The following is a 21,952-nucleotide window of genomic DNA, read 5'->3' on the forward strand; positions in this document are numbered from 1 at the left end:
TTAACTTGAGCCGTGATGCTTAGCCCTTTCACCACTTTTCATTTCTTAGCAACGACAACACTGACTAAATCAGTTTTCTTCAGATACTGCTTGCTGCTGCATGCGCTGATGAATGTCATCTAGTCTTGTAAAACTCTGATACAGTTCCGGATGAGTAGCAATTAATGCAGCAACATGCTCAAAAGCCTCTTCTCTTGTATCTTGAGTCAACAAACGCAAATGTTCATCGCTGGGTAACCGGTTTATATCAATGCCACTTTGAGAAGGCGTTTGCTCAAGCATAGACCTAAAATCGCTCACATAACGGGGCTCGCAATTCTTACTGGCAACCTGACTACCAACAGGCTTGTGATATCTGCAGATCATGTCGGACTTTGCGGTTTCGCTTATGCTTTTAAAAAGCGATAAAAACGCAAAACGTTGTTTATCAAACGCATGCTTTAGCTGGGGTATAGATTTCTGGTTTAGCGATTCTGCAGTGTTATAACTAGGTTGACTGGTATGAGCCGACAGTTGGCAGCACCAACCAAGGCTCGCAGCGAAAAGCGCGAACTGGAGGGTTTGGTTAAACGCACAGCTTAAATGCTTAGTCACTTGAAACTCCGTCTTCTTAGTGTTTAGTAACAGTAGCAAGTGGTTTAATTTTAATCAATTGATAAACGTTGGCGGCTTCTCTTCACTAACCTCTTAGCCACACATAATAGATATATCGCAAAAACAAAAAATGCGGCCTAAGCCGCATTTTTATTATTCATGTTTTGGTTCATATTAGAACGTATATGATGCACTCAACTGAGCGTTGATCCCCGCACCGTAGTAACCAACCGTATGTAGGCTGTTAATGTACTTCTTGTCGAAGATATTATTGATGTTCATGCGAACGGTGAAATCTTCTGTAAACGCATGTGAAGCATAAACGTTGCCTAAGAAGTAAGCGCCCTGCTTAACATTGTAGTCAACGTTGCTAATTTCAGACTGCCATCTACCACCAAAACCTACTTCAATTTCTGGCGCTTGCGGTACGGTGTAGCCTAGTTGGAACGTCACTACATCACGTGGTGCCCATAAGTTAGCGTCGTTACCTTGCTCGTCTTCTACATCAATGTTGGTGTAAGACGCGTTAATGCGTAGATCATCAGTTAACTGACCCGCTAGCTCAATTTCAAAACCGTCAGACTCTACCGATACGCCTTTGTAGTAGTACTGAAGGGTTTCAGGGTTAGTACCTGCATATGCTGCCAAGTTATCTTGTTCAGCGGTGAAGTAAGCGAAAGTTGTTAGTAGTCTGTCGTCGAACCACTGTGCCTTGAAGCCCGCTTCAAAGTTCTTACCTTTAGTTGGGTCAAGGTATTGGCCGTTTACGTCATACTGTTCTTGTGGCTGGTACACGTCAGAGTAGCTCACGTACGCATTAACATCTTCTGTTACCGCGTAAGTCGCACCAACATAAGGGCTGGCTTCGCTTTCTGAGTTATCTATAACCGCGCCTGCGTTTTGGCCCGTACGCTCGAAGTCGATCGCGTTAAAACCAGCAATGATGTGCATTGCGTCTGTTACGCTGAATCGAGCAGAGCCGAAGTAACGCGTTAGTGTTTGCTCAATATTTGAGTACTCAGACACACCTAACCACTCTGGCTCAGCAATCGCATCCAAGCCGTATGGGAATGCTGGTGTTGGGCCGTATGCAGGAGTAGTAGCGTAGTCAAACGCATGAACAAAAGACACGTCGTCGCTAGTAGCGTGACTTACACCAAAGTTAACTTCATGGCTGCGACCAAACAGCTCGAAATCACCGAATACACGGCCTTCTAACAGGTGAGAGTCAATTTCAGAATCGTAGCGACCTGGCCAGCCAACTAAGCCAAGGCCAGTCTCTTTATCAATGGCACCGTAAGCATAAAACAGCTTACTTTCATCTTCGTAACCACGGAAGTTATAGCTAAGTAGCAATTGCCAATCGTTGTCGAACTCATAGTCTAGTTCAACAAAGGCGTTAGTGGTTTCAGTATCCCACTTGGTCCATTCTTGTGTAGTGGTGTCATTAATATCCCACTCAGCTTGCGTACCGTCGGTATAGTTGAATACTAGCCCGCCCCACGTGTTGCCGTCGGTATTGGCATCTTGGTATGACAAACCGAAGGTTATCGTAGCGTTATCCGTTAGCTGACCGTCAATAACGCCGTATACAAAGCCGCGATCGTTTTCTAAACCATCTAGGTGAGACTCTTTATCTTCAAAGCTACCTACTACACGCGCCGCCCAGCTGCCGTCTTCTGTAAGCAGCATAGAGTAGTCGCCTTGAACACGCTTGAAGTTGTAAGAGCCAATGCTTGCACCCACTTCGCCGCCTTCTTCGTTAGTCGGACGCTTGCGCACATAGTTGATGGTGCCTGACGCGTTACCTACACCAGTAAGCAGGCCGTTCGCACCACGAATAACTTCAATTTCTTCGTAGCCGTAAGCTTCAACCGATCCGGTAACAATACCCCAGTCGTTAGGCAGGCCTACACCATCAATTTGGGTGTTTTTAATTTCAAAACCACGTGCGGTGTAGTTAGTACGGTTAGTTTCCCACTCTTCTACGTTAATACCTGGTGCTAGCTTTAGTGCGTCATTAATGTTGAACGCACCGAACGACTGCATAAGGTCTTCAGAAAGAATACTGATAGACTGAGGCGTTTCACTGATTTCCATGGTTAAGCCAGTTGCACCGCGGCTAACACGGTTTTGGCGAACACCTACAATACGAATTTTTTCTACGTCTGCTTCTTTAACTTCTACTGTATCGCTTTGAGTTGTTTGCGCATTTACCGACAAAGCAAACGCGATAGGCGTTAGTGCAAATAAACTGCTTAGTTTCATGGTTTTCTCTGTTATTTGGTTATAAAGGGTTAAGAACTTTACGGCGGGGGAGTATAAGATAAATTAAAGCTAATTTAAATGATAATTATTGCTATTTAAGTTTTTAAAAGAGATTTTACAAAATGGTAAAGGTCGTCTTTCCAATACACTTGAGCGGATAAAGGCAAGTGGGCAGAGTTTGTAAAACTTATGGGTGGCGTGTCTTGTGAGCTCAATGACCAAGCTATTCGCCCTCTTTACAAAGAAAAGCTTGATACAGAAACAGGTGAACTTAAACAAAGTTACTTTGATGGAATGGTTTCAATCTCGCTTCGAGGAATAAAGTTAGGTGAAAAAAAAGTGATTACCAGAGTTCACGAATGGCGCTTAGAAAATCGTTGCACTAGAGCCGCACGGCGGCTCAAATGCTTTTACTTGGAGTTCTGTAAATAAGTGTACGGACTAATCTTTATAGACTCGAAGAATGCAAATTCCTATACTGAGAAAAAATTAGACTTCGCTTCAAAATGGATACTTTGATATGGACTTAACCGCCGCACCTTTGTTTCGACAGCTTTTTAATGACATATACAATCTGGTTAAAAAGAAAGCCTCTCTAGCTCGAAAATTGCGTAATTTGAACGTAGATAGCGTGTTTATCAAGGCACACAATGTAGAACAAGTAAAAACTATCTGGCAAGTAGACAAGGAAGTAAACTTACATGAATTCTATTACCCTACAAAGATTCTAGTTAATACTAGAAAAATATTAGTTTCTGGATTAGAAACATTTCCCGAAAATGCCAAAATTGTTCTTCAGGGTACCGCAGGACAAGGGAAGTCGATCCTTCTTAGATACCTTACAAGCTCAGAGCTAAAAAAAGCGAAATCATTCCCATTATTCATCGAGTTAAGAAAAATTAGTGACAAAAAAGATTTAAAAACGCTGATTATGGATGGGCTAAATGAACTTGGACTCAGTGCAGACGCTGAAGAACTCGAGTTGATTCTCGCTACAAATAAGTTCGTGTTAATCCTTGATGCTTTTGACGAAATACAAGAAAGACACGTTTCAGATGTAGTAACTCAATTAGAAAGCTGGTGCGCAAAATATCACAATCTACGTATTATTATCTCCAGCCGTCCAAATTCTGAAGCGCAGAAAATATCGTATATGAAGGTTTTCAACATTGCTCAATTAGAAACTAGTGATTTTGAAAACTTATTGAGCAAATTTTTCGCAGGTTCTGAAACCAAAGTAAACGAAGTCCTGAAAGCTATACACAGTAGTGACACCCAAGTATCAAGTGTACTTAAAACGCCCTTATTATTGACTTTATTAGTGATTATTTATAAATCTTACAACCAGATCCCTCAAAATTTAGCGGAGTTCTATTCTAAGTTGTTTGAGATATTATGCTTTAGGCATGATTCTACTAAACCAGGGTTTAATAGAGAATTTGCAACTGAGCTAACAGAGTCTGAGCTTTCTAAGCTGTTTGATGCATTCTGCTTCTTTTGCATGAAGTCTCATAAAAACTCCTTAGATAGAGAGCTAGCGATCAGTTTAATAGGAGAGGCGAAAAAGCTGACCAACTTCAACGATGTCAAAACGGACTACTTCCTCAAAGATATAACTAGAGTTACGTGTTTGATGGTTGAAGAAGGATTTGAGTATCACTTCATTCATAAGAGTATTAGAGAATTTCATTCGGCGCACTTCATGAAAGAGCACGGAACGGAAGCTTTGCGACAATCATTCTATTCGCATGCAATCGAACACTCTTCAAATTATTTACAAGAACTTTCTTTTCTTTCCAGTATCGATGAATTTAATTACAAGAAACTGTTTTTGATTCCCTACATTAAAAATTTATTCGATAGCATTTTCTTTAACCCCAGCACAAACACACTCGACGCCGATGTTTCAAAAGTACTTGATCTAATTTATCTCAATATCGTGGGTAATACCTTTGAAGAAAGCGAGAAAAACGATAACGAAAACGAAAACGAAAACGACTACATCATAGCCATAAAGACCCCCGATGCTAAATTTGGTAAAGACTATATTTTTAGATTTTTCGATGGATTAGCTGGCTTCATTTTTAAAGCAATAGATGGAATCAATGAAAAATATAAGGTACTCGAATTAATTTTCGAGAACTCTGCGACATCCGAAAAAGAAGTTAGAGAACGTATAGCTGAGAATGAAAATATTTATATAGAATCCACTTTCCTTTTGCGCAATCTTAACCTGGAAAGCAATTTTCGAAACAAAGTGGAGTCAAAACTTAGTGAAATAGGTCTTATTCTTCAAGAAGCTGAAGATTTTGTTGCTAAAACAGAAGAAAACTTTTCTTCAATTTCATTCTTAGATTAATGATAAACAACAATTCCAATATGCTACACATTTGCTACATATTTCAAAAAAGAGATTCTTAGAAAAACAGATTAAGGCTGCAGCCCTTTAAAAATGGCACACCCGGCGCGAATCGAACACGCGCCCCTTGCCTCCGGAGTGAAAAGCCATTGCTCAGCTTTTCATGGGTTAACTCTCAATCGCCCTATCAAGACTTTCATCATTGTCGAAATAAAGCTGGCTCAGCCGGCTTTTCTTTATTTGGTATGTCGCACTGGCAAGGCTAGCGCTTCTTTAAAGCTACTAAATTCTTCATCGGACACCTCGCGCTATGGTTTTGCCACCCGCTTTTTTAATACGGGTAATTATTAGCGCTAATTGAGTTTATAATACCGGTTAAACAGTTTTTGAATTACATCGACCAACTTGAGTAGAACATGGCCCATAAAGTACGTTATAAGTTTAAAGGTGTGGCAAAAGAGATAAATTTTTCTTACAGCCGCCATCAAAATATGCATGAAGCCGTGGCCGAAGCTGAGGGAATAGACCTTTCCCAGTTCCTGCAAACTGAACAGCAACTTGCCGCTATCAGTAAAGACAAAAAAACCGTAAGAAACTTCAGAGATACCGAATTTGCAAAAATGGGGTTTTCTGATTTGTACTTTTTAAAAAACGGTCAAGAATGATGGTTCCGCCCTTTCAACACATTCTAGACCTTTGAACTACTTTGCTTTTGGGGATTAACGGCCAAGTCTTAAAAATGGAGGGCTCGATAGTGTTCGAACCTCTGACTCCGAAGTGCAAAGCCACCAATCAGCGCTTTATGGGTTACCCTCAACCAACCCATGAAAAGCCTCAATCGCCCTATCAAAGCTTTCATCATTATCGAAATAAAGCTGACTTAGCCGGCTTTTCTTTATTTGGTATGTCGCACTGGCAAAAGCTAGTGCTTCTCTAAAGCTGCTAAACTCTTCATTGAATACAGTGAATACCTCGCGCTGAGGTTTTGCCACCCGCGCAATACTCCCATTCACTTCATAATCGAACCCTGCAAATTGAAGACGAGAAAGGGTTTCTTTCCCCAAACGCATGCCGCCTTTTAGGCTTATTTGAAATGCCGCGTCCATTTCTTCAATCTCTTCCATGCTCCAGTGGTTAAATACCCGAATGGCCTTTTTGTACTTTTCCGCCAACCGCTTTTTTAACACGGTTATTCTGGGTTCTAGCGTGGCGTTGTTTTCATTTTTTAAAAGTTCAGTGCATTCGTTGCATGCAGGCACGGAAATAAAGTCGGCCTGTAGATGTCCGTCTTGCCAGTCGTGAATGAATTTTATGGGTGGAATAAAGTCTTGCCGTGCAGCTTCGCAGCCGCAGTAAATGCAGCGATTAAAATCAGCCGAATGTACCGCGTTTAGTGGCTGATAGAATTTCTGATAATTCTTAACTGACATTCTGCTACATGCGTAAAGTTGAAAGGGTGCAAACGGTGATTACAGTACCACAGTCGCTTTTTTAGGGTACGCTAATTGTGCTCAGCTAATACAAACGCCGCCCTTGTGCGGCGTTTGTTTCATTCAGTTACGATAAAAGCTACAACCGCGACGGTCTGCTGTGCGGGTCGCCCTCAACGTGGCCTTTTGGCGGTCTTTGTTTAGGCTTTGCGGCAATAGGCGTTTCGCCATCACGCTCTTCTCCTTCTTCATCAATATCCCATGTGCCTTCTTCGCTCCACGGGTCGTCGTCGGGGAATTCCCCTATATTGATTTCTTTTACCGAGTAATCGGGCTGATAACGCATGTCGTAATTGGCCGCCCGCACTATGGCAATACATAACATTAAGGCCACAGCTAATAGCGGAACGCCCCCTATTATCGACGCCGTTTGAAGCGTTTCTAACCCACCAACAAACATAAGCACTATCGGCATAAACGATAGCGCGAATGCCCAGAACAAACGATTCCAGCGCAATGGCTCTTCGTCTACTTCTTTTTGCACTACAGCTGCCAGAATGTAAGAAATGGAGTCGAAGGTAGTTGCGGTAAAGATTAGCGCTAACAAGGTGAATACAAAAATGACTATGTAGTCCAATGGCAGCGTGTGTAGCATGGCGAAAATCGCGGCCGTAGGGCTTTCTTGGTTAAGAATACTCACCACATCTAGTTCACCCGAAAGTTGCAAATACAAGCCATAATTCCCCATTACCATGAAGAATAAAAAGCAGCCCATGGTGCCGAAGAACATGGAGCCCGCCACCATAGTGCGAATGGTGCGCCCCCTTGAAATGCGCGCGATAAAAAGCCCTACGCTTGGTGCAAATACCAGCCACCATGCCCAGTAGAATATGGTCCAGTCTTGAGGGAAATGCGTGTTTTGAAAGCCATTAAATTCGGCAAAAGGCTCTAGCCAGGTAGCCATTTTAATAATGTTGCTAAGTACTCGGCCCAAAGCATCTAGGCCGGTATTGGCCATAAACAACGTAGGTCCCACAACAAATATAAATAATAGCAACCCTATGGCCAGCCAAAAGTTAATGTCTGACAGCAGCTTAATGCCCTTCTTTAAGCCTACATACGCGCTGTAGCCAAAGATAGCAGTACAGGTTACTAGCACCAGAACTTGGGTGGTAAGCGATTTAGGCACGCCGAATAGTTCGTGCACCCCTTCATTTATCATGGGCGCTGCCAAACCTAACGTGGTCGCCCCGCCGCCTAACATTCCGAAGATAAAGCTGACATCGATAATTTTACCCAGCCAGCCGTGAGCCATTTTCTCGCCAATAACCGGCATAAGGGCTTCAGATATTTTAAGTACGCTGTGATTGCGCACGTAGTAGAAGTACGCAATAGGTACGGCGGGAATGAGGTAAATTGCCCAGGCAAGCGGGCCCCAGTGGAAAATACCGTAGGCTGCTGCCCATTTAGCGGCTTCTGGGGTTTCACCTTCTATGTGAAACGGTGGCGCTTGGTAGTAGTACACCCATTCAATCATGGACCAATACAAAATAGACGCGCCTATGCCTGCACAAAACAACATTGCAGCCCATGATACTGGCGAGAACTCGGGTTTCTCTTCCGGGTCGCCTAGTTTTATTTGCCCGATGTCGCTGAACATGATGTAAACCATGAACCCACCAGCGCCAACGCCAAGCAAGAGGTATAAAACACCTAGTTTACTGGTTACGAAGTCTTTTGCGGCTGCCACCCACTGTGCGCCTTGGTCCGGCCAAATAATTAGGGGAATGGTGACAGAGAGAAGAAGAATAAGAGAGCCAAAAAAAGTGGGCTTGTCGATTACGCTAAACGCGCCTTCCTGTTTAATAATGGCCTTGGAGGAGGCCGCATCTCGGGTATTACTACTCATACACGATCCTTTGTTTTGTTTTTATAGATGCCTTATACGTTTGGCTTTAAACGGGCGATCTAGAAAAACAGTTTATCAGAATTGTGTTAGCTATTGGGTTGCTTCAAATCGATGTGCGTTTATTCATTCGTGCTTTGGTTGTTAGCATGCCCATGCCCAATGCAGCCATAGATACCGCAATAACGCCGTTTAGATAGTTGAAGAACGCATAGGGCACGTAATCGAGCACGTCAACGCCAAGGGTGGCAGAGTAAAACGCACCAGCCGTTGTCCACGGAATAAGGCCTGTGGTCATAGTGGCACCTTCTTCTACCGACCGAGATAGCACAGCGGGGTCAAGGTTTTGCTGTTCATATTTCGGTTTAAACAACTGGCAATTCAAAATGATAGAGATATAGGCCTCGCCCATGGCCACATTGCCTAGAAAACCAGACGCGATGGTCACGGCAATTAGGGTTGCTGTGCGTTTTACCCGTTCAATTATGCCTGTCAGCAACGCAGCTAGAAAGCCTGCACCGTGCAGTATGCCACCCAAAGCGATTGCCATTAAGGCGAGGAGCAACGTCCAGCTCATGCTACTAATGCCGCCTCGTCCTAGTAAGGCATCTAAATTTGCGATACCCGTATTTTGAGGGGTGTTTTCCCACAACGCATTGAGCACGCTAATGGTGTTGGTGTCTTGGTAGAAAATAGCGATGATAACGGCAAGAAGAATACTGCTCGACATCGTTACTTCAGCCGGCACTTTCTTGATGCTCATTACCGTAAGCAACACCAGCGGTAACAGTGTTATATAGGGTGCAAGGTTATAGTGACTGGCGAGTGCTGCTTTTATTTCAGTTATTTCGTCAACATTTAAGCTTTGGTTTGCGTAGCTAAAGCCAATTACCAAGAAAACTACTAAGGTTAGAAGAAAGCTAGGCAGTGTAGTTAGCAGCATGGCGTACATATGCCGATACAGGTTGGTACCCGCGCTCATGGATGCGAGGTTGGTGGTATCAGACACCGGGGACATTTTATCGCCAAACGTCGCACCACATACCACCATGCCTGCCACAATGGGCAGTGGTATGTTCATGGCAGCGCCAATACCCATCAGCACTACACCCATAGTGCCCACCGTACCCCACGATGTGCCTGTAGCTACCGACATTACCGCACACAAAATTAATCCCACCGCAAGGAAGATACTGGGGTTTAGCCAACTTAAACCGTAATAAATTAGCGTTGAGATAGTGCCACTTTGCATAAAGCTGGCGATAACCATACCAATGAGGATAAAAATATAGATTGCTGGCATGGCCCGGGTTAATGCGCTGGTCATTAAATCGCGGATTTGCAGGTACTTGTACCCCAAGCTAAAGGCATTGATACCAGCCCATAGCAAACACAGAAATAGTAATGCATGCAGGCTAATGCCCAGGCCAAACAATCCGCCTGCTATCAGTGCGACAATAACACCAAAACAAAGTAGTGACTGAGTAAAGCTTGGGCGTTGAATAGACTGCGGCGACATTATAGGCACGTTGATACGCTTTAAAATGAACTAGTGAAAAACAGTATAACGACTTTGCTATGCGTTGGAATGACTTTGATGTTGCATTGGATTGGACGTTAGAGTTGCAGCCACGTCTAAGGTAGGCGTGCTCGATTCTGATATAGAAAGGCTGAAGGAGATTATTCCTTCATAGGTCACTAGAAAAGGAAATGGCCCGCCCTAGAGGATTCGAACCTCTGACCTCGGCCTCCGGAGGGCCGCGCTCTATCCAGCTGAGCTAAGGGCGGATCGTGCTTCGGTTGTAATAACCGTGTACGTTCGCAAAGAAAAAATACGCAGTTAAATGTACGCTGCAAACGGGGCGTAATAATACTTACGCGGTGGGTTAGCTTCAACTCATTTATTAAAATCTCTTTAGGTGGCTTGGAACAAGTGTTAAAAATCCTTACTTTTTATGGGTAATTGGCTTCAAATAGTTGTTCAACCCCAATTAACCGTTATAATCTGGCCAGTTATATTTTAAACAAATTCATCATTGCCTGGAGACAGATGTGAAATTAAAGACTTGGTTAACTGTTGCTGCTACTGCGCTAACTGTTTTTGCAGCACAAGCACAAGAAATGAGTAACGATGAAATTGCCGATCGTATTAAGCCGGTAGGTCAGGTACACGTTGCAGGCGCAGCGGCTGAAGGAAGTGCTGGCGCAGCTGGCGGTGCAAAGTCTGGTGAAGACGTTTACAACTCTGCATGTGTTGCATGTCACTCAGCAGGCGTTTTAGGAGCTCCTAAAGTTCACGTTGCAGCAGACTGGCAACCACGTCTAGACGAGCGCGGTCTTGATGGCGTATGGCAAAACGCATTGAACGGTATTAACGCTATGCCTCCTCGTGGTACATGCGGTAACTGTTCTGATGACGAAATTAAAGCTGCAATCGAGTATATGATTGAAGGTATCTAATACCCGCTAAATCGTAACAACTTGATGGAAAAAGTAGCGTTTTACCCTCTAATCGGGTAATTTAACTCTTTGGGGAAACGTTACTTTTTTACTGGCGAGCGGAATGTCACAAGATTCGACGCAACATGAGTTGACGGAAGAAGAACTGCGCGAACTTATACCGCAGCTTCAGCAACTCACTGACAAGTACAAGCGCGCTGAACGTGTTCAGAAGGCGCTTTTCGACATTTCTGAACTTGCCAGTTCTGTAAGTCGCCTTTATTCCGCTATTCATGAAATCATTGCCGATTTTATGAATGCCGATAACTTCTTTGTCGCCTTTTACGAACCCGACAGTAACGTTGTCGATTTCGCTTACTTCATTGACGAATTCGACGAACAAACCGTTCGCCAGCTCCCCGCTGAATCGTTAATGGACGGCATGACCGGTTACATTCTCAAAACCGGCGATCATCTATTTTACAAACGTGACGACGAAGAAAACTTTGCCTCTCAGCATGATATAAAGCTAGTTGGCTCACAGCCGTTTGAGCTGCTGGGCGTGCCCCTTAAACGAGGAAGCCAAGTCATAGGTGCCATGGTAGTGCAAACTTATGATGAAGGTGTGCACTATACGCAAGAAGATTTAGAAGTACTGCTGTTTGTTTCTCAACACATTGTTACCACGGTTGATAGAGTAAAAAACCGTGAGCTCACTGAACGCACCATCCGCGAACGCACCCGCCAACTGCGAAAAATTAACGACGACCTTCAAGAAGAAATATTAGAGCGCCAAAAAGTAGAGTCGCTACAGCAGGCTTTATTCGAGATATCTGAGCTGGCGGCTAACCTTGAAGGCGATATGGATGTGTTTTACTCCAGTCTGCACGAAATTTTAGCCAGGCTAATTAGCGCACCTAACTGTTACATTGCCATTCTTGATAAGGAAAAAGAGCTACTCGCATTCCCGTATTTTAGTGACGCACAAGAAAAGAACATAAGTTCAAGGCCTTTGGGGCTTGGTCTAACTGAATTCGTATTGCGAACGGGGCAAGCTGAGCTGGTTAACCCACCCAGAGTATTGGAGCTTGCAGAGTCTGGCGATTTAGATGTGTCGGTTGCGCAAACCATGCTAAACAGTGCGAACTCGTGGTTAGGTTCGCCGCTTGTTGTAGATGGAGAAATAGCAGGTGTTATTGCTGTACAAACCTACGGTAAACACGCTAAATACAATTCTCGCGACCAAGAGCTTTTGCGTTTTGTATCACACCATATCGCGGTAGCCATTGAGCGTAAGCGCAATACCGAGTCTATGCAGCGCTATAACGTTGAGCTTGAGGAGCGCGTTAAAGAACGCACAGCTGAGCTAAACCGTGCTAATAAGTTCTTAAAGCAACAAATTGAAGAGCGTAAAGAGATTGAGCTTAAGCTTATTCACGATGCGCATCACGACTCGTTAACTGATTTGCCTAACCGCGCCATGTTCACTAGTCGCCTAGAGCTGGCTATTGCCAGTAAGCAGCGTTACAGCGAAAACATGTTTGCGGTGCTGTTTATCGACCTAGATCGCTTCAAGGTTATTAACGATACCCTAGGTCACCACGCGGGCGATGAGTTCTTAATTGAAGTAGCTAGACGTATTGCGCTATGTATTCGTGGTCACGACCTGCTAGCGCGCTTAGGCGGCGATGAGTTTGTTGTACTGCTTGATAACTTTGAAGATGAAGCAGACGTAGAAGAAGTGGCTAGCCGTATAATTTCATCTATTTCCGAACCGTTCTTGCTTGATGGTCGAGAGATGTATTCAGGTGCAAGTATTGGTATTGCGCACTTAGAAACCTACTATCGCGCCGCTGATGAAGTGCTTCGTGATGCCGATGCAGCCATGTATCAGGCGAAAACGCTAGGCCGCGGACGCTTTGTTATGTTCGACAAGAGCATGCGCGACAGGCTTATTGAAGAACTTGAGCTTGAAAATGAATTCAGACGTGCACTGCGCGAAGAAGAGTTCGATTACTTCCTACAGCCCGTTATAAAGCTTAATGACGACAGCACACTGTATAAAGAGATGTATATTCGCTGGTCGCACCCTGCCTACGGCAAGATTGCCAGAGAGCAGTTTAGACAAGTGGCAGAACATAGTGGCCTTACGCTAGATTTAGACCTGTTCCAGCTAACCAAAGCCTGCGAGCTGTTAAACCACTATAAAAACACCGACGACCCGATAAATAAAATAGCGGTTAACGTTTCAATTAATCATTTGCTACAGGCATCTATGGTAAACCAGATGATTAATGTGATTGAAACATCAGGTATTACGCCTAGCCAGCTGGTATTTGAGTTTGATGAAAACGACTTAAATCGCCGCTCTCAGTTCATTCTTCCTGCTATTAAGAAGTTAAAACGTGCGGGCGTAACTTTGGTGTTGGATAACTTTGGAAGCGGATTGGCTTCATTAAGTTATTTGTTTGCCTACCCCTTCGACTTCATCAAAATTGATCATCGCTTTGTTAAGTCACTGCCTCGCTCTCAACGAAACTTAAAACTTATTCAGTCTGTTATGCTTATTTCAGAGCACTTGAAGTTTCAGGTTATTGCTGAAGGCGTAGACTCACAGGCGCAGCTAGATGCACTTAATGAAATTGAATGCATTTATGGCCAAGGCAAAGTATTGAAGCACGCCAAAGTGCTGGATATGACGTCGCTAGCAAGCTGATAGTTAGTACTTACTTGCCAGCATAACCTCATCTCAAATAGCAGGCTACTTTTTCCCTAGAATATCCCGTAGGTTAGCAATTCCCACCTGTGCCTTTTGCTGGCGCTCTTCTTTTGTCGCCTTCGGTTTCTGATTTTCCCACTGTACATCGTCAGGCGGCAGTTCGAACAGAAAGCGGCTTGGCTCTGGGTTAATCACTTCACCAAATTGTCGACGCTCTTTAGCAAGGCTGAATATAAGCTCGCGCTGGGCGCGAGTAATTCCCACATAAGCAAGTCGGCGCTCTTCTTCTACGTTGTCTTCGTCAATGCTGCTTTGGTGCGGCAATAAGCCTTCTTCCATGCCCACTAAAAATACAATAGGAAATTCCAAACCTTTTGAGGCGTGTAGCGTCATTAACTGAACTTGATCCCCTTCCCCGTCGTCTTCGCCGCGCTCCATCATGTCGCGCAATATCAGACGGTTCACCACTTCGGTTAATGTCATGGGTTGGTCTAGGTCATTGCCTTCCAGCATATCGTTAACCCAACCGAATAAGGTACTTACGTTGGCCATGGCCATTTCAGCGGCTTTGGGGCTGGCGCTGGTTTCATATAGCCATTCTTCGTAGCCCATCGTGCGGATCATGGTGCGAACCGCGTCAGCGGTGTTGCCTCGTTCCGCATTGTCCGATAGCTCTACTACCCAACGGGCAAAGGTAGAAACCGAATGAAAGGCTTTGTCTGGCAACACGCTGTTTAAGTTAGGGTGCGTCGCCGCTTCGAACATAGACACACCCAAGCTATTTGCAAAGTTACCCAGTTTTTCCAGCGTAGCGCGGCCTATACCGCGCCCTGGCGTGTTAATAATGCGCAGCAAAGCGTTATCGTCATCTTGGTTCACCAACAGCCTTAAATAAGCCATGATGTCCTTCACCTCGGCACGGCCAAAGAACGACATACCGCCGCTAATTTTGTACGGAATGCGGTTACTCATTAACAGCTTTTCGAAAATACGACTTTGATGATTCCCGCGATACAAAATGGCGTAGTCTTTAAACTGGGTGCGGTTCATGAACTTATGCGCCAGCAGTTCTGCCACCACGCGCTCACCTTCATGCTCTTCGTTCTTCGCCTCTATTACTTTTAGCGGCTCGCCGTACTGCAGCTCTGAGAACAGGGTTTTATCGAACAAATGCGGATTGTTCTGAATAAGAATATTCGCGCAATGCAGAATACGACCTGACGAGCGGTAATTTTGCTGTAGCTTAATGACGTTTAAGCGCGGAAAGTCTTGCTGTAATAGGTGCAAATTCTGTGGCTTAGCGCCACGCCATGAATAGATAGACTGGTCATCGTCGCCCACCACGGTAAAGCGCGCACGCTCACCTACTAATAGCTTTACCAACTCGTACTGACTGGTATTGGTATCTTGGTACTCATCCACCAGCAAGTAGCGAATTTTGCTCTGCCATTTGGCTCTTATTGCTTCGCTACTTTTTAAAAGCAATGTAGGTAATAAAATTAGGTCGTCGAAGTCTAGCGCGTTATATGCCTTAAGGTTGTCTTGGTAACGCTTGTAGGCTTCTGCAAACTCTCGTTCGCCCGTGCTGGTAGCTGATTTTAATAAAGCATCGGGCAAGATAAGGTCGTTTTTCCAGTTCGAGATACAGCTTTGTAAAAGCTGAAGCTGATCTTTATCGCCATCGAGGGTGTCGGACGTCAAATCGTTAAGCAACGCGAACGAGTCTTTATCGTCGAATAACGAGAAACCTGGCTTTAAGCCAAGATCTTTCACATGCGCTTTAATAATGGTTAAGCCCATGGTGTGGAAGGTCGATACTTTTAGCCCGCGCGCCTCTGGCTTGCCCAAGGTCTGCGCTACACGTTCTTTCATTTCACGTGCTGCTTTGTTGGTAAAGGTTACCGCTGCAATGTAGCGAGCTGGCATATCGCAGTTTCTAACTAAATGAGCAATCTTATTGGTAATTACGCGCGTTTTACCACTACCCGCCCCAGCCAGCACCAAACATGGGCCAGACACAAAGGTTACGGCAGACTCTTGAGCTTCATTTAGTTTCATTTAATACCTAGAACAACGTACATTTTTGGCGCGACACAGTTTTCATTGCATGTCGTGTCGATACCGATAGAATAGCTTTCATAATTTGAGCTGCGCATTATAAGGGAATTCCATGTTGGATCCGAAGAAACTCGAAGATTTAGCGAAACAAATTGCTGATGCCGTTCCACCTGGCGTTAAAAACATGGCTGAAGAAGCCGAAGGTCGAGTAAAGGCGGTATTGCAGTCGCAGCTGTCTAAGCTTGATTTAGTGACTCGCGAAGAGTTCGATATTCAAAGCCAAGTGCTTATTCGCACTCGTGAAAAGCTAGACGCTATGGAAAGCCGCATTGCTGAACTTGAAGTGAAGCTAGCGGAAAAGTAGGCGTTCAAAGCTTTTAGAAACTCAAAAAGCGCCTTTATGGCGCTTTTTTTGTGGCTGAATACCATAAACAATGGTTTGTATTGGGCTAGTTACTTTTACTGTTACACCAAATAAAAATGCAGTGCCGTTCCTAGCGTGATGGCTAAACCAATATAGTGATTTTCAATAAACGCGGTGAAGCAGCCTTCACGCTGACGGCGTTTAATAAGCTGATACTGGCGCACGCATAGCAGAGCCGAAAACAGCACGGCTAAGTAGTAAGGCCAAGTTGCGTTAATAGCACAGCCTATACACCACAAAATGGCAAGGGCAGCGGCCTGTAGCAGCATGACTATGAGCACGTCGTTTTTGCCGAACAATATGGCCGTAGACTTGATGCCTATTTGTAGGTCGTCATCGCGGTCTACCATGGCGTACATGGTGTCGTAAGCTACCGTCCATAATAAGTTAGCAATAAACAACCACCAGCCGTAAGCTGGAACTGTTTCCATCACAGCCATAAATGCCATAGGAATGGCCCAACCGAACGCGGCACCCAATACCACCTGCGGTAAATTGGTGTAACGCTTCATGAAGGGGTAGCTTGCTGCCAAGAGTAAGGCTACCACCGACAACGCAATGGTTTGCCAGTTAAGGAATAACACTAAGACAAATGCTAAAGCGATAAGCGCTGCAAAAAGTTGTAGCGCTTGTTTAGCCGATACTTCTCCGGTTGCAAGAGGACGCTGGGCAGTTCGCTTTACGCTACCGTCTACTTTTCTGTCTGCATAATCGTTAATCACACACCCGGCTGAACGCATGACAACTACGCCAGCCACAAAAATGAGCGTAATGCCTAAAGGCGGTAAACCTTGTGCAGCCATAAGAAGCGCCCACAGCGTAGGCCACAGCAGCAAGTAAATACCGACTGGTTTATCAAGGCGCATAAGTCGCGCATAGGCGTTCCAATTGTGCTTCATAATTGCTTTTCGCTTTCCTTTTCGTTTTTAGCAGAGCGGCTATAGGCCGGTGAGGACGGAAGAAATACCTCTGCTACTATCATGCTGTAGTTGCCTAACGTAAACAACGAGCGCCGGCCCCACAAGGTTTGACTACTGTTAATACCAAACTGCGAAGCTGGCACTGTACACAGTTGAAACTCTGAGCGTGTAAAGCGCTTATCATTAAACAAACGTTTTCCTAAAGGTTCTCGACCAAGATCTGAAAGTTCGCTGTCAACAAAGGCTTGAGGGATGATAGAACGTGCAAACACCCACGGCTTATGATCGCCACATAGGAGAATTTCTCGCGCTTGATAATGGGTTTCACCGTTGTCGAGTAACAACGACAGTTCATTGTCGTGAGGAATCTGCTCGTGCTGGCCAATAAGCTCTAGAGAAAAGTGGTTGCTTAAAGACTGCACTCGCTCGGTTAACGACCCAGTGTCTAACAGCCAGTTTTTTAGCTGTACATTAGGAATTGTGATGCCAGAAGGTGCTTGCCAGTCAACCGCCAAACCCACTGGAAAAGTGGCATTAAAACTCACACGAAAAGCCCGAATAATGAATCTGTTAGTATGATAACACGTCATGTTCAATTATTTTCACTCGGTTAAACTTTTGCAGTAGTGTGTTTAATCAGAGTTTTGCTACACTACCAAGTGAATTTACTACTTTGGTGTTTCGGACTTCACTATGCTTAAGTCTTTAGTTTTACGCGTTTTTGCGGTTAGTTTTTTCGTTCTTGGTTGTAACGCAGCAGTGGCGCAAGACAAGGCCAACTATGCTTATTTAGGCTTAGAGCCAGAGATTGTTACCAATTACATTAGCGATAGCGCACAAAAGCTTGGCTATGTACGCGTGTCAGTTGAATTGATGATCCACGATGTTAATCAGCTTGAAATTGCTGAACACCATATGCCGTTACTTCGCTCTACTGCCATTGAAATATTCGGCCAGCAACCGGCAGAGAAAGTTAAATCACTAACTGGTCGTGAAGATATTCGCCGCGCTATTCTTAAAGCGTTGCAAGAGCACATGAAGCAAGAGACAGGCGGCGAAGTGGTGAAGAACGTTATCTTCACCAAATACTTATACCAAGGCGGTTAAAAGTAGATAACGGGCTAAAAGGCTAACGTACGCCTTTTAGCTACATAAAACGCCACTAGCGTTTACCCGACCCAAGACTTAAGGCCCCGGCGAGCAAACATCCAGAAATAAGCCCCGCTGTATGTGCAGCATTCGCCATGTTTACCCACAAAATATCGGCATAACCTAGTACCAACCACACCAACATAAAGCCCACAATTGAATTTGGCAGCGACAAGCCCCAACTTGGTCGCAACCAGCCTAGCCACCACACAAAGCCCATTACGGCATACACCACACCAGACAAGCCGCCAAACAAGAACAGGTTGCCTTGCACAGGATCACTAAATAGCGCTTGTGCGGCGTTCGAAATAGTGGCCGACACTAAGAACACAATAAGCAGCATGCTCATGCCAAGAGTGCGTTCAATTTTAGCTCCCAGCATGCCCCACCACAGCAGGTTAAATATAATGTGCAGCGCCGAAAAATGAATGAATGCAGGGCCTAGTAATCGCCACCATTCGTGATTTTGCGACAAAATGGAAAATGGCTGCATCAATAAATGCTGTGCGATAGGGGCAAACAGCCCAAACAACGACAGTAAATAAACCGCAACACACAGAATAAATACCACCGAGGTAAAAGGCGCTTTCACGGCATCGGCAATGATATTACCCATGGAAAAGCCATTACCCGAAGGCGCCAGCCGTACGTTCTTGCCATTATCCCATGCGGCTTGCTGGTACTTCGGATCGGTAGGGTTTGCCAAAAAGCCATCCGCAATAATTTTTGCGCGGTCGAGATGGTCGTGATTATCTAATACCACCACGAATTCTTTATCGTGCTGTACTACAGCGGCCTGAATGTGCTGACTGGTTAAATAATTGGCGAGAAGATGTGCAGGACTTTGCTGATTGAACGCAATTAAAGGATGAGCCATAAGCTAGTTGTTACCCCGAAGCAGAAGAATATGAATGAGATATGACATATACCAAGGGCGCGGTATATAACCTCTTTATACTGAAATACTTCAGTAGCTGCAAAAAATAAAGGTGCACATTGTGCACCTTTATCAAATCGCTATGCCGTGACTACCGGATTTGCCAGCCGCCATGCTTCGAAGCCACCGTCCATACTATAAACGGTTTCAAAGCCTTGCTGTGCAATGACTTGGGCCGCCTGCTGGCTGCTTACGCCGTGGTAGCACACTACAACCACTGGGATATCTTTGGGCGTTTGGTCGATAAACGCTGCAAAGTTGTCGTTGTTCAGCTGCGCTGCGTTAGGCATGTGTCCATTAGCAAACGATTGAGGATCGCGAATATCCACAATGGTTACGTCACCTTGAAAGTTTGCAACGTCGTTTACGCTAATGTGTGAGAATGTTGTCATTATTGCCAGTCCAGAATAACTTTACCTGAGTGTCCAGACCCCATGGTATCAAACCCTTTCTGAAAGTCATCAATAGAAAAGGTGTGTGTGATGATAGGCGATAGATCTAAGCCGCTCTGCAGCAAGCTCGCCATTTTGTACCATGTTTCGAACATTTCACGGCCGTAGATACCTTTTATCACCAAGCCTTTGAAAATAACCTGGTTCCAATCGATGGCAACATCTTGTGGAGGTATTCCCAGCATGGCAATTTTGCCGCCATGGTTCATTTTATTCAGCATGTCTCTGAAAGCCACCGGCACACCAGACATTTCCAGACCCACATCGAAGCCTTCTGTCATACCAAGTTCGTTCATTACGTCTTTCAAGTCTTCCTTGCTTACGTCAACGGCGCGGGTTGCACCCATTTTTTTAGCAAGCTCAAGACGGTAAGGATTAATGTCGGTAACCACGACATGACGAGCACCTACATGCTTTGCAACTGCAGCAGCCATAATACCTATTGGGCCGGCACCTGTTATCAGTACGTCTTCACCCACCAAGTCGAAACTTAGTGCAGTGTGAACAGCGTTGCCAAACGGGTCAAAGATAGACGCAAGGTCGTCACTAATGTTGTCTGGAATTTTAAACGCGTTAAATGCAGGAATTACCAAGTATTCAGCAAAAGCGCCCGGGCGGTTTACGCCTACGCCTTCAGTGTTGCGACACAAATGTACGCGACCTGCACGACAGTTACGGCAATGGCCACAGGTAATATGGCCTTCGCCCGAAACACGGTCGCCAACCTTAAACCCTTTCACTTCTTGACCCATACCAACGACTTCACCCACATACTCGTGGCCTACAACCATAGGTACCGGAATGGTTTTCTGTGACCATTCGTCCCAGTTGTAAATGTGCATGTCGGTGCCGCAAATGGCGGTTTTGCGAATTTTAATCAGTAGGTCATTGTGTCCTACTTCAGGCTCTGGCGTGTCTTGTAGCCAAATGCCTTTTTCTGCTTTCGCTTTAACTAGCGACTTCATGAAATTACTCCCAATTCACGGCCGACTTCAATAAATGCATCTACCGCTTTATCAACATGTTCAAGGCTATGACCTGCTGACATTTGCGTACGGATACGGGCCTGACCTTTCGGCACAACAGGGTAAGAGAAACCGATAACATAGATGCCTTTCTCAAGCATCTTGTCTGCCATTTCGCTAGCTAAACGGGCATCGCCTAGCATAACAGGAATAATAGCGTGATCTTTACCAGCTAATGTGAAGCCCGCTTCTTCCATACGCGTACGGAAGTGATTGGCGTTGCGCCATAGATTAGCGCGAAGCTCGTCGCCTTCTTTCATCATTTCAAACACTTTGAGCGATGCTGAAACGATAGGTGGCGCAACCGAGTTTGAGAAAAGATAAGGACGCGAGCGTTGACGCAACCACTCTACGACTTCTTTTTTACCCGAGGTGTAACCGCCAGACGCGCCGCCTAGTGCTTTACCTAGAGTACCGGTGATGATGTCTACACGACCCATAACGCCACAATACTCATGGCTGCCTTTGCCGTTTTCGCCAAGGAAGCCCGTTGCGTGACAATCGTCTACCATTACCATGGCGTCATACTTGTCGGCCAGGTCGCAAATAGAGGCTAAGTCGGCAATCACGCCGTCCATTGAAAACACACCGTCGGTGGCAATAATTTTGAAACGTGCGCCATCGGCATCAGCTTGCTTTAACTGCTCTTCTAATGCTGCCATATCGTTATTGGCGTAGCGATAACGCTTAGCTTTACACAGGCGCACACCGTCAATGATACTGGCGTGGTTTAACGCATCAGAAATAATGGCATCTTCAGGGCCTAATAGCGTTTCAAATAAACCGCCGTTCGCGTCGAAGCACGATGGGTACAAAATGGTGTCTTCTGTACCGAGGAAGTCGCTGATAGAGGCTTCCAGCTGCTTGTGAATGTCTTGTGTACCGCAAATGAATCGTACAGATGCTACACCAAAACCATGGCTATCCAGGCCTTTCTTTGCTGCTTCAATCAAGCTTTCATTGTTTGCAAGACCAAGGTAGTTGTTGGCACAAAAGTTAATAACGTGCTCGCCGTTAGCAACACCAATATCCGCTTGTTGTTGCGACGTGATAACACGCTCTTTTTTGTACAAACCATCTTCTTTCGTGGCTTCAATTTGCGATTGCAAATGAGAAATAAATGCCGCAGACATGCCATTCTCCGAGTGTAGGTATATTAAAACCGTTAGTTTAATGAAAGCGCGGTAAAGGGTACACACCCTTGCGCTGTATTTAATGGGTTTGTCGACTAAGTTTGTAAATTATTCAGCACACTACATTGATGAAGCGTGC

18 protein-coding genes and 1 tRNA gene are annotated in these 21,952 nt (G+C 45.0%); 6 read left to right on the plus strand and 13 right to left on the minus strand.

Going from position 1 to position 21,952, the window contains the following annotated elements; all coding sequences use genetic code 11:
• Window positions 1–69: 69 nt before the first annotated feature.
• Together AWH61_RS16450 and AWH61_RS16455 are read right to left on the minus strand one after the other, a co-directional pair.
• Window positions 70–594, minus strand: a complete 525-nt coding sequence (locus AWH61_RS16450) for a hypothetical protein (RefSeq protein ID WP_075177659.1) — start codon at window positions 592–594, stop codon at window positions 70–72.
• Window positions 595–768: 174 nt separating this feature from the next.
• A complete protein-coding gene (locus AWH61_RS16455) occupies window positions 769–2,862 on the minus strand; it encodes a TonB-dependent siderophore receptor (RefSeq protein WP_014947783.1) in 2,094 nt (697 codons plus the stop codon).
• A gap of 520 nt (window positions 2,863–3,382) precedes the next feature.
• On the opposite strand from AWH61_RS16455, the gene AWH61_RS16465 reads away from it, so the two are divergent.
• Both AWH61_RS16465 and AWH61_RS16470 read left to right on the plus strand, forming a co-directional pair.
• Window positions 3,383–5,221: an NACHT domain-containing protein gene (locus tag AWH61_RS16465; RefSeq protein WP_075177661.1), complete on the plus strand. Its 1,839-nt coding sequence runs from the start codon at window positions 3,383–3,385 to the stop codon at window positions 5,219–5,221.
• Window positions 5,222–5,637: 416 nt separating this feature from the next.
• The gene (locus tag AWH61_RS16470) at window positions 5,638–5,886 is read left to right on the plus strand and encodes a DUF2960 family protein (RefSeq protein ID WP_014947779.1); all 249 of its coding nucleotides are present in this window, start codon (window positions 5,638–5,640) and stop codon (window positions 5,884–5,886) included.
• Between the two features lie 135 nt (window positions 5,887–6,021).
• Here the strand turns inward: AWH61_RS16470 and AWH61_RS16475 are convergent, their stop codons facing one another.
• The 4 genes from AWH61_RS16475 to AWH61_RS16490 form a co-directional block, all read right to left on the minus strand.
• Window positions 6,022–6,651, minus strand: coding sequence for a hypothetical protein (locus tag AWH61_RS16475; protein WP_075177662.1), 630 nt, complete (start codon window positions 6,649–6,651; stop codon window positions 6,022–6,024).
• Window positions 6,652–6,790: 139 nt separating this feature from the next.
• Window positions 6,791–8,560, minus strand: a complete 1,770-nt coding sequence (locus tag AWH61_RS16480; RefSeq protein ID WP_075177663.1) for a BCCT family transporter — start codon at window positions 8,558–8,560, stop codon at window positions 6,791–6,793.
• A gap of 103 nt (window positions 8,561–8,663) precedes the next feature.
• Window positions 8,664–10,076 (minus strand): Na+/H+ antiporter NhaC, encoded by a 1,413-nt coding sequence (nhaC, locus tag AWH61_RS16485; protein WP_075177664.1) that lies wholly within the window; start codon window positions 10,074–10,076, stop codon window positions 8,664–8,666.
• A gap of 192 nt (window positions 10,077–10,268) precedes the next feature.
• Window positions 10,269–10,345 (minus strand) — tRNA-Arg (locus AWH61_RS16490).
• Window positions 10,346–10,609: 264 nt separating this feature from the next.
• Between AWH61_RS16490 and AWH61_RS16495 the strand changes: the two genes are divergently transcribed.
• Together AWH61_RS16495 and AWH61_RS16500 are read left to right on the plus strand one after the other, a co-directional pair.
• Window positions 10,610–11,017: a c-type cytochrome gene (locus AWH61_RS16495; RefSeq protein WP_014947775.1), complete on the plus strand. Its 408-nt coding sequence runs from the start codon at window positions 10,610–10,612 to the stop codon at window positions 11,015–11,017.
• A 103-nt stretch (window positions 11,018–11,120) separates the two neighbouring features.
• On the plus strand, window positions 11,121–13,712 hold the full coding sequence (locus tag AWH61_RS16500) for a sensor domain-containing phosphodiesterase (RefSeq protein ID WP_075177665.1): 2,592 nt from the start codon (window positions 11,121–11,123) through the stop codon (window positions 13,710–13,712).
• Between the two features lie 45 nt (window positions 13,713–13,757).
• Here the strand turns inward: AWH61_RS16500 and rep are convergent, their stop codons facing one another.
• A complete protein-coding gene (gene rep / locus AWH61_RS16505; protein ID WP_039226949.1) occupies window positions 13,758–15,773 on the minus strand; it encodes a DNA helicase Rep in 2,016 nt (671 codons plus the stop codon).
• Between the two features lie 112 nt (window positions 15,774–15,885).
• Between rep and ubiK the strand changes: the two genes are divergently transcribed.
• Window positions 15,886–16,137: a ubiquinone biosynthesis accessory factor UbiK gene (gene ubiK, locus AWH61_RS16510; protein ID WP_014947772.1), complete on the plus strand. Its 252-nt coding sequence runs from the start codon at window positions 15,886–15,888 to the stop codon at window positions 16,135–16,137.
• A gap of 101 nt (window positions 16,138–16,238) precedes the next feature.
• Here ubiK and ubiA read toward each other — a convergent pair whose 3' ends face one another.
• Complete coding sequence (gene ubiA / locus AWH61_RS16515) at window positions 16,239–17,096, minus strand: 4-hydroxybenzoate octaprenyltransferase (RefSeq protein ID WP_075177666.1); 858 nt, start codon at window positions 17,094–17,096, stop codon at window positions 16,239–16,241.
• On the minus strand, window positions 17,093–17,662 hold the full coding sequence (locus AWH61_RS16520; RefSeq protein WP_075177667.1) for a chorismate--pyruvate lyase family protein: 570 nt from the start codon (window positions 17,660–17,662) through the stop codon (window positions 17,093–17,095). Before AWH61_RS16520 ends, ubiA begins: the two co-directional genes overlap by 4 nt.
• A 148-nt stretch (window positions 17,663–17,810) precedes the next feature.
• Here AWH61_RS16520 and AWH61_RS16525 point away from each other — a divergent pair, with 148 nt between their 5' ends.
• Window positions 17,811–18,224 carry a flagellar basal body-associated protein FliL gene (locus tag AWH61_RS16525; RefSeq protein ID WP_014977897.1) on the plus strand — a complete coding sequence of 138 codons (414 nt, stop codon included), beginning with the start codon at window positions 17,811–17,813 and terminating at the stop codon, window positions 18,222–18,224.
• Between the two features lie 55 nt (window positions 18,225–18,279).
• Here AWH61_RS16525 and glpG read toward each other — a convergent pair whose 3' ends face one another.
• From glpG to AWH61_RS16545, 4 genes are all read right to left on the minus strand, one after another.
• A complete protein-coding gene (gene glpG, locus AWH61_RS16530; RefSeq protein WP_075177668.1) occupies window positions 18,280–19,143 on the minus strand; it encodes a rhomboid family intramembrane serine protease GlpG in 864 nt (287 codons plus the stop codon).
• A gap of 140 nt (window positions 19,144–19,283) precedes the next feature.
• Window positions 19,284–19,595, minus strand: a complete 312-nt coding sequence (glpE, locus tag AWH61_RS16535; protein ID WP_014947767.1) for a thiosulfate sulfurtransferase GlpE — start codon at window positions 19,593–19,595, stop codon at window positions 19,284–19,286.
• Window positions 19,595–20,620 carry an L-threonine 3-dehydrogenase gene (tdh, locus tag AWH61_RS16540; RefSeq protein WP_014947766.1) on the minus strand — a complete coding sequence of 342 codons (1,026 nt, stop codon included), beginning with the start codon at window positions 20,618–20,620 and terminating at the stop codon, window positions 19,595–19,597. The genes glpE and tdh overlap by 1 nt, the downstream gene beginning before the upstream one ends.
• Window positions 20,617–21,813 (minus strand): glycine C-acetyltransferase, encoded by a 1,197-nt coding sequence (locus AWH61_RS16545; protein ID WP_014977894.1) that lies wholly within the window; start codon window positions 21,811–21,813, stop codon window positions 20,617–20,619. The genes tdh and AWH61_RS16545 overlap by 4 nt, the downstream gene beginning before the upstream one ends.
• Window positions 21,814–21,952: the final 139 nt, after the last annotated feature.

This window comes from Alteromonas sp. W12 (assembly GCF_001924945.1).
Classification (GTDB): domain Bacteria; phylum Pseudomonadota; class Gammaproteobacteria; order Enterobacterales; family Alteromonadaceae; genus Alteromonas; species Alteromonas macleodii.

Bases quoted from the DNA above. Each gene is read 5' to 3' on its own strand.
- AWH61_RS16475 (WP_075177662.1), bottom strand. From the start codon at position 6,651: ATGTCAGTTAAGAATTATCAGAAATTCTATCAGCCACTAAACGCGGTA.
- ubiA (WP_075177666.1), bottom strand. From the start codon at position 17,096: ATGAAGCACAATTGGAACGCCTATGCGCGACTTATGCGCCTTGATAAA.
- AWH61_RS16465 (WP_075177661.1), top strand. From the start codon at position 3,383: ATGGACTTAACCGCCGCACCTTTGTTTCGACAGCTTTTTAATGACATA.
- AWH61_RS16525 (WP_014977897.1), top strand. From the start codon at position 17,811: ATGCTTAAGTCTTTAGTTTTACGCGTTTTTGCGGTTAGTTTTTTCGTT.
- glpE (WP_014947767.1), bottom strand. From the start codon at position 19,595: ATGACAACATTCTCACACATTAGCGTAAACGACGTTGCAAACTTTCAA.
- ubiK (WP_014947772.1), top strand. From the start codon at position 15,886: ATGTTGGATCCGAAGAAACTCGAAGATTTAGCGAAACAAATTGCTGAT.
- AWH61_RS16455 (WP_014947783.1), bottom strand. From the start codon at position 2,862: ATGAAACTAAGCAGTTTATTTGCACTAACGCCTATCGCGTTTGCTTTG.
- AWH61_RS16545 (WP_014977894.1), bottom strand. From the start codon at position 21,813: ATGTCTGCGGCATTTATTTCTCATTTGCAATCGCAAATTGAAGCCACG.
- AWH61_RS16480 (WP_075177663.1), bottom strand. From the start codon at position 8,560: ATGAGTAGTAATACCCGAGATGCGGCCTCCTCCAAGGCCATTATTAAA.
- rep (WP_039226949.1), bottom strand. From the start codon at position 15,773: ATGAAACTAAATGAAGCTCAAGAGTCTGCCGTAACCTTTGTGTCTGGC.
- AWH61_RS16500 (WP_075177665.1), top strand. From the start codon at position 11,121: ATGTCACAAGATTCGACGCAACATGAGTTGACGGAAGAAGAACTGCGC.
- glpG (WP_075177668.1), bottom strand. From the start codon at position 19,143: ATGGCTCATCCTTTAATTGCGTTCAATCAGCAAAGTCCTGCACATCTT.
- AWH61_RS16470 (WP_014947779.1), top strand. From the start codon at position 5,638: ATGGCCCATAAAGTACGTTATAAGTTTAAAGGTGTGGCAAAAGAGATA.
- nhaC (WP_075177664.1), bottom strand. From the start codon at position 10,076: ATGTCGCCGCAGTCTATTCAACGCCCAAGCTTTACTCAGTCACTACTT.
- tdh (WP_014947766.1), bottom strand. From the start codon at position 20,620: ATGAAGTCGCTAGTTAAAGCGAAAGCAGAAAAAGGCATTTGGCTACAA.